At 56.9% G+C, this 15,806-nt stretch carries 11 protein-coding genes and 1 pseudogene; 7 read left to right on the forward strand and 5 right to left on the reverse strand.

All coding sequences use genetic code 11. From position 1 onward, the window contains the following. Positions 1 to 68: 68 nt before the first annotated feature. The 3 genes and pseudogenes from L0H14_RS05450 (at position 69) to L0H14_RS05460 (ending at position 3,890) form a co-directional block, all read left to right on the forward strand. Positions 69 to 1,829: an ABC transporter ATP-binding protein gene (locus tag L0H14_RS05450; protein ID WP_301419345.1), complete on the forward strand. Its 1,761-nt coding sequence runs from the start codon at positions 69 to 71 to the stop codon at positions 1,827 to 1,829. A 44-nt stretch (positions 1,830 to 1,873) separates the two neighbouring features. Further along, positions 1,874 to 3,634, forward strand: a pseudogene (locus L0H14_RS05455) (ABC transporter ATP-binding protein). A 40-nt stretch (positions 3,635 to 3,674) separates the two neighbouring features. Beyond that, positions 3,675 to 3,890 (forward strand): hypothetical protein, encoded by a 216-nt coding sequence (locus L0H14_RS05460; protein ID WP_301419344.1) that lies wholly within the window; start codon positions 3,675 to 3,677, stop codon positions 3,888 to 3,890. A 209-nt stretch (positions 3,891 to 4,099) separates the two neighbouring features. Here the strand turns inward: L0H14_RS05460 and L0H14_RS05465 are convergent, their stop codons facing one another. After that, a complete protein-coding gene (locus L0H14_RS05465; protein WP_301419392.1) occupies positions 4,100 to 7,642 on the reverse strand; it encodes a bifunctional proline dehydrogenase/L-glutamate gamma-semialdehyde dehydrogenase in 3,543 nt (1,180 codons plus the stop codon). 116 nt (positions 7,643 to 7,758) lie between these two features. Between L0H14_RS05465 and L0H14_RS05470 the strand changes: the two genes are divergently transcribed. The 3 genes from L0H14_RS05470 (at position 7,759) to L0H14_RS05480 (ending at position 11,772) form a co-directional block, all read left to right on the forward strand. Continuing rightward, positions 7,759 to 8,658, forward strand: a complete 900-nt coding sequence (locus L0H14_RS05470; RefSeq protein WP_301419391.1) for a LysR substrate-binding domain-containing protein — start codon at positions 7,759 to 7,761, stop codon at positions 8,656 to 8,658. 143 nt (positions 8,659 to 8,801) lie between these two features. Next, entirely contained in the window at positions 8,802 to 10,310 is a 1,509-nt protein-coding gene (gene putP / locus L0H14_RS05475) for a sodium/proline symporter PutP (protein WP_301419390.1), read from the forward strand. Between the two features lie 88 nt (positions 10,311 to 10,398). After that, positions 10,399 to 11,772 carry a DUF1731 domain-containing protein gene (locus L0H14_RS05480; protein WP_301419389.1) on the forward strand — a complete coding sequence of 458 codons (1,374 nt, stop codon included), beginning with the start codon at positions 10,399 to 10,401 and terminating at the stop codon, positions 11,770 to 11,772. Between the two features lie 50 nt (positions 11,773 to 11,822). Here the strand turns inward: L0H14_RS05480 and L0H14_RS05485 are convergent, their stop codons facing one another. The 3 genes from L0H14_RS05485 to L0H14_RS05495 all read right to left on the reverse strand — a co-directional run bounded on the left by L0H14_RS05485 (position 11,823) and on the right by L0H14_RS05495 (position 14,441). Further along, the gene (locus tag L0H14_RS05485; protein ID WP_301419388.1) at positions 11,823 to 12,068 is read right to left on the reverse strand and encodes a dihydrofolate reductase family protein; all 246 of its coding nucleotides are present in this window, start codon (positions 12,066 to 12,068) and stop codon (positions 11,823 to 11,825) included. Positions 12,069 to 12,163: 95 nt separating this feature from the next. After that, positions 12,164 to 14,173 carry a cation-translocating P-type ATPase gene (locus L0H14_RS05490; protein ID WP_301419387.1) on the reverse strand — a complete coding sequence of 670 codons (2,010 nt, stop codon included), beginning with the start codon at positions 14,171 to 14,173 and terminating at the stop codon, positions 12,164 to 12,166. A 34-nt stretch (positions 14,174 to 14,207) separates the two neighbouring features. Beyond that, a complete protein-coding gene (locus L0H14_RS05495) occupies positions 14,208 to 14,441 on the reverse strand; it encodes a heavy-metal-associated domain-containing protein (RefSeq protein WP_301419386.1) in 234 nt (77 codons plus the stop codon). Between the two features lie 137 nt (positions 14,442 to 14,578). On the opposite strand from L0H14_RS05495, the gene L0H14_RS05500 reads away from it, so the two are divergent. Continuing rightward, positions 14,579 to 15,295 carry a Crp/Fnr family transcriptional regulator gene (locus L0H14_RS05500; RefSeq protein WP_301419385.1) on the forward strand — a complete coding sequence of 239 codons (717 nt, stop codon included), beginning with the start codon at positions 14,579 to 14,581 and terminating at the stop codon, positions 15,293 to 15,295. A gap of 6 nt (positions 15,296 to 15,301) precedes the next feature. On the opposite strand, the gene L0H14_RS05505 is transcribed toward L0H14_RS05500, so the two are convergent. Continuing rightward, the coding region (locus tag L0H14_RS05505) for a tRNA-dihydrouridine synthase (RefSeq protein WP_301421474.1) at positions 15,302 to 15,806 on the reverse strand (505 nt) is incomplete at its 5' end.

A 15,806-nucleotide genomic window follows, 5' to 3' on the forward strand; every position in this document is an offset into this window, starting at 1 on the left:
AAACACGATAGTTTTCGTAGTGTTGCAGCCCAGCAATCTGGCAGGAGGCCTGGTTCATGATAGCGGCCATGGCACGTTTATGGCGCATCATCGCGCCCATTCGTACGCGCTTATATTTGGGACTACTCGTCACCATCGGGGCGTCCGTTGTTGGACTGATGATCCCCCAGGTACTCGAAGTACTAGTCAACAACCTCAACTCCTCCCCCACGGCAGCCACCGTCTGGATCGCCGGCGGTGTGGTAGTCGCACTAGGCCTGGTCGAAGCGGTGCTGCTCTGGCTTCGAAGAGTATTTGCCATCGGACCATCAACCAACACCGAACGTGAAATGCGAGTTCGGTTCTATAACTGGATACTCGATATGCCGGTAGCCTTCCATAACGACTGGGGTTCCGGACAGCTCCTGTCTCGTGCCCAACAAGACGTCACCCAGATACGCCGCTGGATCGCCTTTGGCATGATCATGATGGTGTCATCAGCCGCCACGGTCCTGGTTGGTATCTACATGATGTCCCGTTCATCAATCCTGCTGGCCGGTATCTTTTTGGTCGTCGTGCCTCCGATCATCTGGTTGACCTATCGGTTCCAGCGGGAATTTTCTATCCTCACACGCCGCTCACAGGATCTTAACGGCGAAATTTCCACCACTGTAGAGCAATCTGTCCAAGGTATTCGCGTGCTCAAAGCCTTCGGTCGCAGCAAACAAGCCTTAGAAAAATTTCAAATCACCGCCGGCGCCCTTCGTGACAATGAGGTGCGAAAGGCCACCACTACAGCCCGATTCGATATGTTTATGATGGCACTACCGGAAACCGTGCTGGGCATTTCCCTGCTGGTGGGGCTCTTCCAGGTGAACTCCGGCGGGATGAACGTTGGCCAACTGGCCAGCTTCTTTGCCACTGCAACACTGGTGGTCGGCCCAACTCGGATGTTAGGCATGCTGTTTGGCCAAGCCGTCAACGCCACCACCGCGCTTGAACGCTACTTCGAAGTCATGGACTCCGAAAACACGATCGTCTCCCCCGATCATCCGGTTGCTATCGACTTTGCTAACGCTACCGGTGAGCTTGTGATGGAAGATGTCCGATTCCGTTTCCCTGATGCAGCACAGGACCAGCCCGACATGTTCCAGGGAGTAGATCTCCACATCCGCCCCGGTGAAACCATGGCCCTGGTGGGTGTTACCGGCAATGGAAAATCAACGCTGCTGCAATTGGTACCCCGCATCTTTGATATCACCGGTGGGCGCATCATCATAGACGGAGTGTCCGTCCACGACATGGATCTGGATGACCTGCGCAGACTCACGGCTTTTGCGTTTGAAGATACCACCCTGTTTTCGTCGTCGGTACGTGACAACGTGCTGCTCGGCGTAGATCCTGAGCTTCCCGATGCTGTCCAAAAGGAGATCGCGTGGGAAGCACTCCACGCTGCTGATGCAGATTTTGTGGTCGATTTAATTCACGGTATCGAGACGCGCATCGGGGAAGAAGGCTTCTCGCTATCAGGTGGCCAGCGCCAACGCATCGCGTTAGCCCGGGCGATAGCTGCCCGACCATCCCTATTGCTCTTGGACGATCCGCTGTCAGCTCTGGATACCAAGACGGAAGAACGAGTGATCGATCAGCTCAAAATGGTGCTCGACAACACGACCACGTTCATTATTGCCCACCGTTCCTCTACTGTTTCGCTGGCAGATCGGGTCGCATTATTGGACCACGGTAAGATTACCGCTGTGGGCACCCACCAGGAGTTGCTGCGTTCCTCGCCACGCTACCGCTACATCATGGCCACCAACACCGCAGGCAGTCACGAGGTGAACCTATGAGCGGCCCAGGAAGAACGCGCGGCAGTTCCACGCGCTATACCCAAATGACCAAGGAAGAACGTCGAGCATCTCTTCGACTGCTGGGCAGTCTACTCAAACCGTATAAGTGGCAGCTCGTTGGACTCTCGACCATCGTGGTGTTGGCACAGTTAGCCTCGGTGGCCAGCCCCGCCATTATCGCTTGGGGCATTGACAACGGTATTCCCGCGCTGCTCGAGGGGAACGCCACCCCGGCCGTGGCCGCCTCAGTAGCACATATTGCTGCCGCGCTGGTCGGTGGCGGGCTGATGTATGTGTTTATTCGTTGGAATATGACCATCGGCCAACACATGCTGTTCGGCCTGCGTAAGAGACTGTTTTTACATAGCCAACGCCTCGACATGAAATTCCACGAAACCTATGCCTCGGGGCGGACGGTTGCCCGCCAAACCTCAGATATGGATGCCTTAGCCAACCTGCTGAACTCCGGGTTGGATATCATGGTCGGTTCGGTATTGCAGATGGTCTTTACCATGGTGCTTATTGTGACCATGGACGTCCCCTCGGGTGTCGTCATGGCCGGATTATTGATTCCCGCCACCATGTTGACTATTTGGTTCCAGAAGCGGTCGTCGGTGATTTACCGTCAGATCCAAACGAACTCTGCTCGGCTCATTTCCCACTTTGTCGAAACTGTCAGCGGGATCCGTGCGGTCAAGTCCTATCGTCGTCAACGAGCCAATGGTGAGCGCTATGAGCAGCTAGCCGAAGATCATCGCCAGTCCTCGCTGCGTTCCATCCAACTCTTCGGTATTTATCAGCCGACTCTGCGCTGGTTGTCGACCATTACGATCGCTGCGGTACTGACGGTCGGCGGATTCCGTGTGCTGGGTGATGAACTGCAAGTTGGTGTGCTCGTTGCCCTCGTGCTCTACGCTCGCCGGTTCTTCCAGCCCATCGATGAGATCGCAAACTTTTACAACACCTTCCAATCTGCGGTTGCCGCACTGGAGAAAATCTCGGGTCTGATGGCCGAAGAATCCTCGGTGACTGATCCTGAAGATCCGGTGGAGCTGGCGGATGTCCAAGGCGAGATTGTGTTCGATGATGTGTCCTTCCGATATGACGACGAACTGCCCCTGGCGCTGCATCCGACGTCGCTGCATGTGCCCGCAGGACAGACCGTTGCCATCGTCGGTTCTACCGGTGCTGGCAAGTCCACGATCGCTAAACTCATGGCACGCTTCTATGACGTCACCGACGGTTCGATCACCCTGGACGGTGTGAACCTCAAAGACCTGGATATGGAAACCCTCACCGACCACATCGTGATGGTCACTCAGGAGTCTTACCTCTTCTCGGGTTCCGTTGCCAACAACATCGCCTTGGGAAACCCGGAAGCGAGCCGCGAGGAAATCGAAGCGGCAGCAGCCATCATAGGTGCCGATACGTTCATCCAGCGCCTCCCGCAATGATTCTATACCGATGTTCTAGCTCGAGGTGGGCGAATGTCTGCTGGACAACGCCAACTTGTTTCGTTTGCTCGAGCTTTCCTTGCTGATCCCAATGTGCTGATTTTAGATGAGGCGACGTCGTCATTAGATGCTCCGACCGAGGCCATGGTGCAAGAGGGCTTGGAAGAATTATTGGGCAAGCGGACCTCATTTATCATTGCTCACCGGTTATCCACGGTGATGATTGCCGATAGGGTATTAGTAGTAGAAGGGGGCCAGATTATTGAAGACGGCGCCCCAGATGAGTTGATTGCCGCAGGGGGTCAGTTTTCGGAGCTGCATCAAGCGTGGCAAGACACACTGACCGAATAATCGGCGACCACATTGACACCCTTCAGCAGAGGAATCTTATATGCCCGGCAAAGTAAAGGCCGCCCTACTGGGTGCCGTGGTTGGCGCCGTCGTCGTGCTGATCATTGAACTCATAGCGGTTTTTTTGAACGACGAAGCATTCTTTGCCACCGAGCGGTCCTGGCTGATCCTGCTCGTAGGGGTCGTGGCCTTCGCATGGTTTCAGATACGCGCCTATGACCAGAAAAAGAGCATCTACGCGGATAAAGACGAGTGAGTCGCGTCGCCGGCGTGGTCAAGGAATTCATCGAGGATGCCCGGGGCAGCCTGCGTTGCAAAGGTCAGATGTTTACTGGCGGCCATATCCCTCGGGGGCGGAGTATCCACCAGCCACCGAATACCAGGGCTATGAGCGGCCTAGGGTACGTCGTTCATGAGCAATACCGCGCTGAACAGTGTCAGGGCCCACGAGCAGTGAAGCATTCGTTAGCCGAATTGGATATCGCCCAGAGCCTGCTCCGGAAGATCGTTGAGTGTGCCGAATCGGTGCGCCGTCATGGTCACTGACTGCTCGCCAATGAACGGCAGCATCTCCAACCGTCCAGCAGAAGTCACCGGCTGGGTGTACAGCGCAGTCTCTGGACTCTGCGCGGTTGCGGAGATGGTATCTGCGATTTCGGTGTCCCCGATCAACCGGATACGATCCGGACCGCTTGCGGGTTCAGTTTCGGCGAGGGAGTTTGCTCGCTGCAACCAGGCGTCGGTGTATTCGAAGGCGACTTCAACGTTTGTCTCGGCAAAAACCTTGACGAGTTCCCGTGGAGCATCTGACGGCAAGGAAATGGTGTTCACCGGAAGCGTTCCGGTTCCTTGCCCTGTTGCAACGGCACCCTGCACACGGATTCCGGCGAAGGCCACACGCAATAGCTGCGCAATGTCCTGCGATGAGGTCCCGGTCAGACGCATGGTCACCGGAACCGGGCGGTAGCGCAGCGCGTTGATTTCGACTTTCAGATACGAGATATCACGCTGGCCCGTATAGGTTCCCACCGCTATGGCATCGTGTGCAACAGCTGCGGAAAGCCACTGTGCGTCTTCTGCATCCAGGTATGGGGCGACAGCATTGACCAACTGGTCGGCCAGTTCATCGGCGGTATCCGGCACCGTGGATGCGTCGTCAGTCCAGTCGCTGAGTCCGATGAGGTAGTTTGGTCCACCGGCTTTTGCCCCAGGGCCGATAGCCGAACGCTTCCACCCGCCAAAGGGCTGCCGGCGGACAATAGCCCCGGTAATACCGCGGTTGATATACAAGTTGCCGGCGGTAATCTGCTCACTCCAAGTGGCAATTTCTTCGGGGTCCAGCGAGTGGATGCCGGACGTGAGCCCATACGGTACGGCGTTGACATATTCGATGGCATCTTGGAGTGTGTTGGCTGACATCACACCCAGGATCGGTCCGAAGTATTCGGTCATGTGATATTCCGAGCCCGGCTTGATGCCGGAGCGCACACCGGGTGAGTACAGGCGACCGGTGTCATCCAGCTCGCGGGGTTTCAAGTGCCATCGTTGGCCGTGTTCAAGTTCGGTGAGACCTCGGCTAAGTTTTTCGCCCGGTTCGTGAATGACCGGACCCATTTGTGCCTGCGGGTTATCGGGGTGATCAACCACCAGTGAATTGACGGCGTCTAAGAGTTGGCGGTGGAAGCGTTGACTGACGGCGGTTTGACCAACCAGGATGACCAGCGAAGCAGCCGAACATTTTTGGCCAGCATGCCCAAAAGCAGAGTTCACCACATCTGCCACGGCAAGATCAAGGTCTGCCGAGGGGGTGACGATGATGGCGTTCTTGCCTGAGGTTTCACCAAGAAGTGGCATATCGGGGCGCAGGTCTTTGAACAGTTGGGCGGTCTCATAACCGCCGGTCAAAACGACGCGTTCGGCTCGTGGATCGGTCACCAGGCTGGTGCCGATGGTTGATTCTTCGGCGATCACAAACTGCACGGTCGCTTGGGGCAGGTCGAATTCGTCGAGGGCAGCCCAAATCGCCTGGACAATGACAGCCGCGGTCCGTTGAGCTTGGGGCGCCGGCTTGAAGACGACCGGAGAGCCGGCGGCCAGTGCCGAGGTGACAGACCCGGTGGGAATGGCCATCGGGAAGTTCCAGGGTGGTGTCACGACGGTGAGCCCCACGGGGTGTGGGGTGGCGCCCGGCACCTGCGCCAGATGCAGGCATTGTTCACCGTAGTAGCGGGCAAAGTCGATACCTTCAGAGACTTCTGGATCAGACTGATCGATGGTTTTACCGGTTTCGGAACCCATGACTTCGATCAGATCACCGCGTGCCGCGGCAAGATGATCTCCGATGCGGATCAGTACCTGGCTGCGGGTTGCCAACGGCAGATCCTGCCACGTCGTGCCGGCCTGTATGGCCGAGGTGATAACAGTTTCTAGCTGCTCCTCAGTTGTGACCCTGCAGTTCTTCACCAGGGCATCACCCAGGGTGGAATCCTGCATACGGTCTATGGTCTCCCGACCCCAGGACCGGTTGGCCGCCAAGTTCGGATCCGAATCCGCCGCGTTTACGAAGGTTGCAGGTGAAGCGTGCGAAAAGTCCTCGGTTTGGCGGTTTTGCGTTCTTCGCGGTTGCGGGATGACCTCGGCTTCGTGTTCCAGTTGGGCGAGTGAGGTCAGGAATCGGTCTGACTCCCGAGAAAAGAAGTTTTCGTTGTCGAGTTCAAAGACCGCCGACATGAAGTTCTCGTCCGAGGCGCCTTCTTCGAGGCGGCGCACAAGATAGGAAATAGCGACATCGAATTCATCCGGGTGGACGACCGGAGTATAGAGCAGCAGTCGGCCGACATCGGCTCGGACGGCTTCTGCCTGGGCAGTGGCCATGCCCAAGAGCATTTCAAAGTCGACCGGACCATCGACGTCGATTCCCCGGTGCTGCATCAACAGATAGGCCAGGGCAATATCGAACAAGTTTTGTCCGGCCACTCCGATCTGGACGTTCGCCAGATGTTGCGGCGTCATCGCAAAATTCAGGATGCGTTTGTAGTTGGTGTCGGTGTCCTGTTTGTTGGGCCAGACGGTTTGCGGCCAGTGGTTCATGGCGGCTTGAACCTGTTCCATGGGCAGGTTGGCACCTTTGACGACGCGCACTTTGATGGGCGCTCCCCCGCTCGCAACGCGTTGAGCTGCGAAACCTTGAAGTTGCACCATCGCCTGATAGGCATCAGGGAGATAGGCCTGCAGCACGATCCCCGAGGCGTAATGCTGAAACTCTGGTTCGGACATAAGTTTGCGGTACACATCCAGGGTCAGATCCAGATCCTTATACTCCTCCATATCGAGGTTAATAAAGGTCACCGGATCAGCATGCATCGCGGCACGGTAGACCGGGCGAAGTTTTTCCACGATGTCGTCCACGGCTTCGTCGTGCGCCCAGTGAGTATGCGGAGCAACCGTCGCCGAAACCTTAATGGACACATAATCGACATCTTGGCGTTCAATGAGTGCCAAGGTCGCTGCAATACGATTATTGGCCTCTCCCTGTCCAAGAATCGCTTCACCCAACAGGTTGATGTTAAGATTCACGCCGTCAGTGCGAATCTTCTTGATCGCTTTGCCAAGGTGTGGATCCCGGGAGTCAATAATCAGGTGCCCGACCATCGATCGCAGCGCAGCTTGGGCTGCTGGCACCACGGCGCCGGGGACGAATTTGGCGAGTTTACCGCCGGTACGAACTGCGGTTTGTAAATACCAGGGCAAAAACGCTGGAACGTCGTCCGCAATCTGTGCCAGAGCATCGGCTGCCGCCGTATTATCTTCCGGACGCACGACGCGATCTACGAATCCAACCGTAAAGTCCAGGCCGGCAGGGTCTTTCAGCACACCCGCGAGTTGTTGCGCGGAGGCATCAGGTTTGATCCCGGCGGCGGTTGCTAACCAGGTGCGCACTTGGGCAACCGCGGCATCACCCAGCTGCCACGGCATGATGTCAGAGTGACGATGTTGTGCTGACTGCATGATGCTCCTGATTCACATAACGTTCGAGATAGTGACACACAGCATACGCCGAGAGGTAGATTCGGGTATAGCGAATAATCTCGAATAGCACCGTTCATAAAACCCGAAGGATCAAAGTGTTAGACCTGCACCGTCTGAGCCTGTTACGTGAGCTGGCGATTCGCGGCACGATCACCGAGGTGGCAGCGGCCCTGAATTTTGCGCCCTCGACGGTCTCTGCTCAACTCTCGCGATTGGAAAAGGAGGCCCGCACCACGCTTCTGGTGTCGTCAGGTCGAAAGGTCATGCTCACCACCGCCGCCTTGGGCCTGGTGGAGCACACCAATGACATGTTGGCGATCATGGAAGAAGCTACTGCTCAGCTGGCCGAGGCGGATTCCACCGTGGCCGGTACCGTGCGACTCTCGATGTTTCAAACCTCTGCCCTAGCACTGCTGCCGGGCACCCTTCGATTGCTCGGCGCAACGCATCCTCAGATCCGACTGGAAGTCGCGCAGCGTGAACCCGAACAGGCTCTGCACGATACCTGGGCCGGGGATTTCGACATTGTTGTGGCAGAACAATACCCCGGCCACGCGGTCCCCCAGTTACCCGATATGCTCACGACCGCCCTGGTGGACGATCCACTACGCCTAGCTATTCCCGCCACGCTGGCTAACGATGTCACACAGCTCACCGATGCCGCCCACCTGCCCTGGATCATGGAGCCTGCCCCGGCAGCGTCACGTCACTGGGCATTGCAGCAGTGTCGCGTCGCAGGCTTTGAACCAGACATCCGGTACTCTTCGGCTGACCTGCAAGCACACTTGCAGCTGATTGAAGCCGGCGAGGCCGTGGCCATTCTGCCCGGCATGCTCGGTGGCTACCGGCGACCTCAGGTCACCTGGGTGCCGCTTGACTCCGCACCGCAGCGACATATCTTCTTGGCCATGCGTCAGGCTTCCGCCCAACATCCGGCCGTTGCCGCGGTGGCATTTGCGATACAACAACACGCGCAAGACGCTGCCCGGGGCTAAACATTTCTCCGGACCAGAACCCGAGTATTGAGCCTCTGACCAGCTGATTCACGGGTTACCTTTATGAACCTGTGGATTCATGTGTCGTATTCAAACAACAGTGATTTGGTGGTTTGGCTGACAGTGGCGAATAATTGTTTGCTATGAGTGAAGAACATGCCTATCAACTCGCCGCCATTGTCATCTACCTGTTGGGTATGGTCGGTATCGGCTTCTATGCCTTCCGCCGCACAAAAACAGGCCGCGAATTCCTCTTGGCTGGCCGAGACCTGTCCCCACGAGTCGCTGCCCTATCAGCCGGAGCCTCCGACATGTCCGGTTGGCTCATGATGGGTCTGCCCGGTGCACTCTATGCCACCGGTGTGATCGAGGCGTGGATTGCCATCGGTCTGATCCTCGGTACCTGGTTGAACTGGAAAATTGTGGCCCCACGGTTACGTGTGTATTCGGAAATCACCGAAGATGCGATCACCATGCCCGCCTTTTTCGAGCAACGGTTCCGTGACCGCACTCGACTGTTGCGTTCGGTCTCAGCCGTCATCATTCTGCTGTTCTTCATTTTCTATGTGGCTTCCATGATGGTCGCATCCGGCGCGTACTTCCAATCAACCTTCGGCTGGCCCTATATGACCGGACTCCTCGTCGTTGCCGGCTTCACCCTGCTCTACACCGTTTTCGGCGGCTTCCTCGGCGTCTCACTGACCGACGTCGCCCAAGGCTTGCTGATGCTGGTAGCACTCGTGGCTGTACCAGTCATCGCCACCATCCAGCTTGGCGGTCCGGGCGAGGTGGTCAGCCTGATCAGCGAATCAGATCTGCAGGCGGGGCTAGACCACTTATCCTTCACCGGTGGTGGCATGACCACCGCGTCCGCGCTGATCATTATCTCCGGTCTGGCCTGGGGCCTGGGCTACTTCGGCCAGCCCCATATTCTGGCGCGTCACTTTGCCATCCGTGACCACAAAGAAGCCAAAACGGCCCGCCGCATCGGTACCGGCTGGGTCGGCATCTCCATGCTCGGGGCTGTCCTGACCGGGTTGATTGGTGTCGCCTGGTTCCAACGCGAAGGTGAAACACTCGAGGACCCAGAAACGGTGTTCTTGGTACTCTCACAAATTCTGTTCCATCCGTTCATCGCCGGCATTATCTTGGCTGCTGTGCTGGCAGCCATTATGTCGACCATGTCATCGCAGCTCATAGTGTCCTCATCGGCGCTCGTGGAAGACATTTACGGCTTGTTCAAACGCAATCCGAACGAACGTACCCAGCTGTGGCTCGGCCGTGGATCCGTCGTGTTGGTATCCGTCATTGCAATCCTCATCGCCCAAGACCCCGAGGCCACCGTGTTAGACCTCGTCGGTTTCGCCTGGGCCGGATTCGGTGCCGCTTTCGGTCCGATGATCTTGCTGGCTCTCTACTGGCGCCGGGTCACCGCGATGGGCGCACTAGCAGGTATGGTCGCCGGTGCGGCAGTCACCTACATATGGGGTACGGTCCCCGCCATCAAGGAAGCGATCAACCTCTACGAAATCGTACCGGGCGTATTGGCCCACTTCGTGATTGCCATCGTGGTGTCCTTGCTTACTGCAAAACCCGCACCAGAAATCGACGAAGAATTTACTCGGATGGAAGAAACCGTTTCAACCAAATAGTTTCCGACGACCCCGTACCACGGTTGGCAACGACTCTACTCATGGGTTGTTTGCCAACCGTTGTGTTTAACCGCCCTACGATAGACACATGGGATTTTCTCGTTCACAATCAGTTTTTGTAGCTCTCGAGCCAGACCAGGTCTGGGATCTGCTCGGCGATCCCAGCGCGTGGTTACAATTCGATGACCACCTCCAGCAGTTCTCCCCCGCCGAAATGGCAGGTGACCGGTTACAAGTCGGAGACACCGTCAAGGTGGTGCCCAAGGCACTGATTCGTGGCTTTATCCATGCCGCGACCGCGCCCCCGGCAACCATTGTGACCGCTGATACTCAGCGTGAGCTTGCTTGGCGCCAGGACCAACCCGGCGGACACACCCAACAGAACTGGCGGATTGAACCGAGTGCCAATGGTGGCACAAACCTGACGCGTCACACTCACGTGGTTGGCCCGTTAGCTGTACCGTTGGGCGTTGCATTGGCTGCACCATTAGCCGGTGACCTCGGTGCCGTTGGTGCACGAATGTTCCAGATGGCATCCACCGGACCCGAGCTGGATCAACCACTCAATATTGTAGCCGGCGGCTCCGGTTATCTCGGCTCACGGCTGGTGACTCGACTGTTGGCGGCCGGGCAACGCGCGGTCGTGCTGACCCGGACCCCTACATCGGGTGCGCCGTACCCACAAGCACGCTGGGGACACGATGACATTGGTCCACTGCATGATCAGCTCATGGACCAGTCCGGGTTCAATATCATCAACCTGGTCGGCCGTCGCCTGGGCCCAAAATTCACGCCCAAAGAAGTTGAACAACACAAAGCATCGCGTGTGCAACCAACCGAAACGCTGCGTGATGCCGTGGCAGCCGCCCAAAGTGAAGGCGGTGTACTGCATCGCTGGGTTCAAGGCAGCGCGGTGCCGCTGTGGGATCCCGCATCCACAGAAGAATTCACGGAAGCTACCTTCCCCACCGCGGACCATGACGGCCCCGAGGGCATGGGCCAGTTGGTGGACGATTGGGAGGCATCCGCTCCCGACGACGCGATTATCGTGCGGACCGGCGTCGTCCTGGGACAACAGTCGGAGATCACCATGGGTCTGTCCGCTATGGCCATGACCAAGACGCGTCCGAATATCGATGGTTATCTGCCCTGGATTCATGAAGAAGATTGGGTGGGCATCGTTCAACATCTACTGAATATGTCCGAACCGCCGTCCTCGGTGGTCGCTGTTGCCCCGCAGCAAACCCGTTTATCCGAAGTCATCAACGCATTGGCCCCGGGGCTGGCGCCCCGCCACTTCCCGATTCCGGCCAGCCTGCTCAACTTTGGTATGAACCTCCTCCGCATGGAACCAGGGTTACTGATGGGCAGCACTAAAGCACGCTCTACCGTGCTCAAAGATTCGGGATATAGCTTCCGCTTCCCCACCATTGCCGCTGCTACAGAAGACGTTAGCCTCTGAGCCCGTTTTGCGGATGGTTGATGTCATAGGTGAGGAAGACGACGCCGTCGTCAAACTGTTGGACGCGCTGCAGGCTCATGTCTAACTGACGAGGCAGCCAGTTCCGGATCTGTCTCCCAAACGGCCATCATCTCGTACATCTTACGACCATAAAGATAAGTGCTCACATTGGTCATGGCGTCATTCAGGGAACTCAGCGCTTCTTCGGTGGGCTGTGCCCACGACGCACAATTCCCATCGGCATCTGCCACATAGCCGTCCAGTGACACAATCATTGAATAGATGAGCTTTCCCATGGTGCTCTCCCCGATTCCTATACAAGGTAGGTTCAGAGTAGCAAAAAGCTTGGCCTCGAACTACCCTGTTCAAGGCCAAGCGTTCGTGGTTTGCGTTAGGACGCCACCGAAGCTGAATCCTCAGCTCTGGTAGCCACATTTCGTTGCTGTTTCGGCAGTGCGGTTCCGTGTTTGTCGTTTCGCATGAGCCGCATAGCGTTCAAGATCACGACGAGCACGGATCCTTCGTGCACCAACATGCCCAAGGACATCGTGACACCACCGGCAAACACACCGGCCAGCAGTAAAACAACGGTTGTCAGTGCTATCACAATGTTCTGTTTCATCACCCGGGTGGTCCGTTTGGCCAAGCTGATGGACTCCGGAAGTTTCATTAGGTTGTCACCCATCAGGGCAATATCTGCTGTTTCGATGGCCACTCCCGAGCCTGCCGCGCCCATCGCCACACCAATGTCAGCTGTTGCCAACGCTGGCGCATCATTGACGCCGTCACCAACCATGGCCACGGTGTGCCCTTCGCGCTGCAGCTTCGTCACCGCATCCAGTTTGTCTTCTGGTAACAGTGACGCATGGATCTCATCAATCCCGGTGGCATGACCGATGGATTCAGCCACCAACCGGGTATCGCCGGTGAGCATCACAACCTTGGTTACACCCGCTTCGTGCAGCCGCGACACCATGTCTGCAGCGTCGGTACGTATGGTGTCGGCAACAGCGACGACACCGATGACCGTCTGATCCACGGCAACGATCATCGGAGTTTTGCCCGCTGCCGCAAACATCTCCGCGGATTCAGTAGCGAGCGGGCTCTGAGTAACCCCATATTGTTCCAGCAGCGCTGGGTTCCCAATCAGAATCTGGCGCTCATCGACGTCGGCGACAATGCCTTTGCCAACAACAGGAGTGATCTTTTGCGGAAAACCCTGCGGCGAGACTCCTTGTTCATTTGCGGCCTCCAGGATTGGACGGGCTAACGGGTGTTCGGAACCAGCTTCAGCGGCCGCAGCCACAGTCAGCACGTCCAGTTCCGTCAGGCTTGCATCAACCACCAACACGTCGGTCAGTTCCGGACGTCCTTCAGTCAGTGTGCCGGTCTTATCGACGGCCACCGCCGAGATTTTCCCCGAGGTCTCTAGGTACTCGCCACCCTTGATCAGGATGCCGTTGCGTGCGGCACGTCCGATGCCCGCCACAATGGCAACGGGAATGGAAATGACCAGGGCACCCGGGCAACCTATCACCAGCAGTGTCAGTGCAAGGACGACGTCTTGGGTGAGCAGCCCGGCAACCAATGCCAGAATCATCACCGCGGGGGTGTACCAGGTAGAGAAGCGGTCAATGAATGCCTGGGTTTTTGCTTTGGCATCCTGGGCTTCTTCAACACGGTGAATAATGCGCGCCAATGTGGTGTCCGCACCGATGCCGGTGGCTTCCACCTGCAGAAATCCGCCGCGAGAGATGGTACCCGCAAAGACCTGGTCTGTGGCAGTCTTCTCCACCGGAATGGACTCACCGGTAATCGAGGCTTCATCAATGGACCCGGTGCCGTCCGATACAACACCGTCGACCGGTACCTTTGCCCCGTTTTTTACCAAGACGATTTCGCCCTTGGACACCTGGTGCGCCGGGATTTCCCGTTGAGCCCCTTCACGCATGACGATGGCGGTATCCGGTGCAACGGCCACCAGTTCGGCCAAAGCTGATCGGGTTTTGTTCATCGTACCGGCTTCCAATGCGTGACCGATCGAAAACAGGAAAGTCACCGCGGCAGCTTCCCAGAAGTTCCCAATAATCACCGCACCGATGGCGGCCACCGACACCAACAGGTCGATACTGATCATCTTGGTCGTCAGTGCTCGGAAGGCCTGTAAAACAATGTTGTAGCCTGCGACGACGGCAGCGGCCAGCATGAGCAGATTCGCGAGGGTAAACACCTCGGTGCCGTGGTGGGCATGGATACCGGCGTCGAACCACCAGCGTGGTGACAAGTCCGTGTTGAGTACGCCCCCGCCGAGGTTGGTGACGGCAAATGACGCCAGGATCAAAAATCCTGAGATCACCGGTACCGCCCAGTTACCGCGGAACCATTTTTGTAGCCTGTTCACTGTGTTCGCCCCTTTTGCGATATGTATATGGAGTCTAGAACGCTGAGGGTCTGGCCGTGTATCCAGCTTTGGCCACCGCTTCAACAAGATCATCAACCGATGATTGAGTTTCATCGTGGTCGACTTCTATACGCGAGCTGGCGAAGTGAACTTTTACGTTGTCGACGCCCTGCATCTTGCCAACACGTTTTTCAATTTTGTTGACACATGATGGGCATGAGAAGCCTTCAGCGCGTAGGAGCGTATGTGTGGTGTTCTGTGTGGACATGGTGTTCCCTTTCCCTCAAAGTTGTGATCTGAAGTCCTCTTGTTGTGAGGATGTATCTTTAGATTAGAGGGAGCCGAAATCATTGTCCTTGACGTTGGTCAAGTCTCGGGAGTGGCCTTCCGGTACGATATGCAATCATGCGTGAACTGCTTATCCGAGACATTACTGAACACGACGATAACTGTGTGAGAAGAGTCCCCATATTTTCTGGACTCACCACGGAACAGCAGGATCTCGTGGCCACCGTGGCACGTCCGCAAATCTTGTCAGCCGGCGAACTCGTCCACGGGGCCGGCGAACGCACCGGAAAAATGTTCGTTGTACACACCGGAGAAATCAAAATCAGCCGCACGCTGCCTAGTGGCAGAAAACAGTTGCTGCGGGTTGCCCGTCCGGGCGAGACCCTCGGCGAACACGCTTTTCTGACGGGGAATTCAACGCTAGAGGAAGCAGAAGCGCGCTCGCAGACCAGACTCTGTGTCTTTGTCCACGACGACCTCACCAAACTGATCGATCAGTACCCCAATATTGCCCATCGCATGCTCCGGACCCTGGGTGACCGGCTGGCTCATACCGAACATCGGCTGACCTTGAGTAGCCAAAGCGTGGATGTTCGAATCGCCGACTATTTATTGCAGCAACCACTGATCCGAAGCGGGCAAGTAACTAACGGCATCATGCGGGTTCAGTTGCCCCTGAGTAAGAAGGATATTGCTTCACTGTTGGGCACGACGCCGGAATCCTTGAGCCGTGCCCTGTCGAGGTTGCGGAACAAAGGGTTCTTGACCGTTGACGACGACATCGTGTCGCTATTGCAACCCGATGAACTCGAACACCTGATCACCGGGGATTAGCACTTCCTAACGGTACGCGCGATGATACTGCGCCGGTACCGGCGGGTTGTTATGCCGCAATATTTGGGCCGAATAAATCGGGAAATCGGTATTGCGCAGAGATTCTCTGCCGACCAAGACGACGTCGGCCTGCTCGGTCACGAGAATGTGCTCGGCTTGGAAGGGTTCGGTAATCAACCCGACGGCAGCAGTTGGCACACCGGTGCGGCGACGGATTGCTTCAGCAAACGCCACCTGGTATCCCGGGCCCGAAGGAATTTCCGCCGGAATATTCGAACCGCTGGACACATCAATGAGGTCGACACCGTGGTCACGTAACCATTGGACTACCTGCACAGTGTCATCAATGGTCAAGCCGTCTTCGACCCAGTCCACCGCTGACAACCGAACCAACAGCGGAACGTCGTTCGAAACTTCAGTACGAACCGCATCGACAACATCCAGCAGTAAGCGCGCCCGGTTTTCTAAAGAGCCACCGTAGGAGTCGTCCCGATCATTACTCAACGGCGAC

Source organism: Yaniella sp. (genome assembly GCF_030453185.1).
Classification (GTDB): Bacteria; Actinomycetota; Actinomycetes; order Actinomycetales; family Micrococcaceae; genus Yaniella.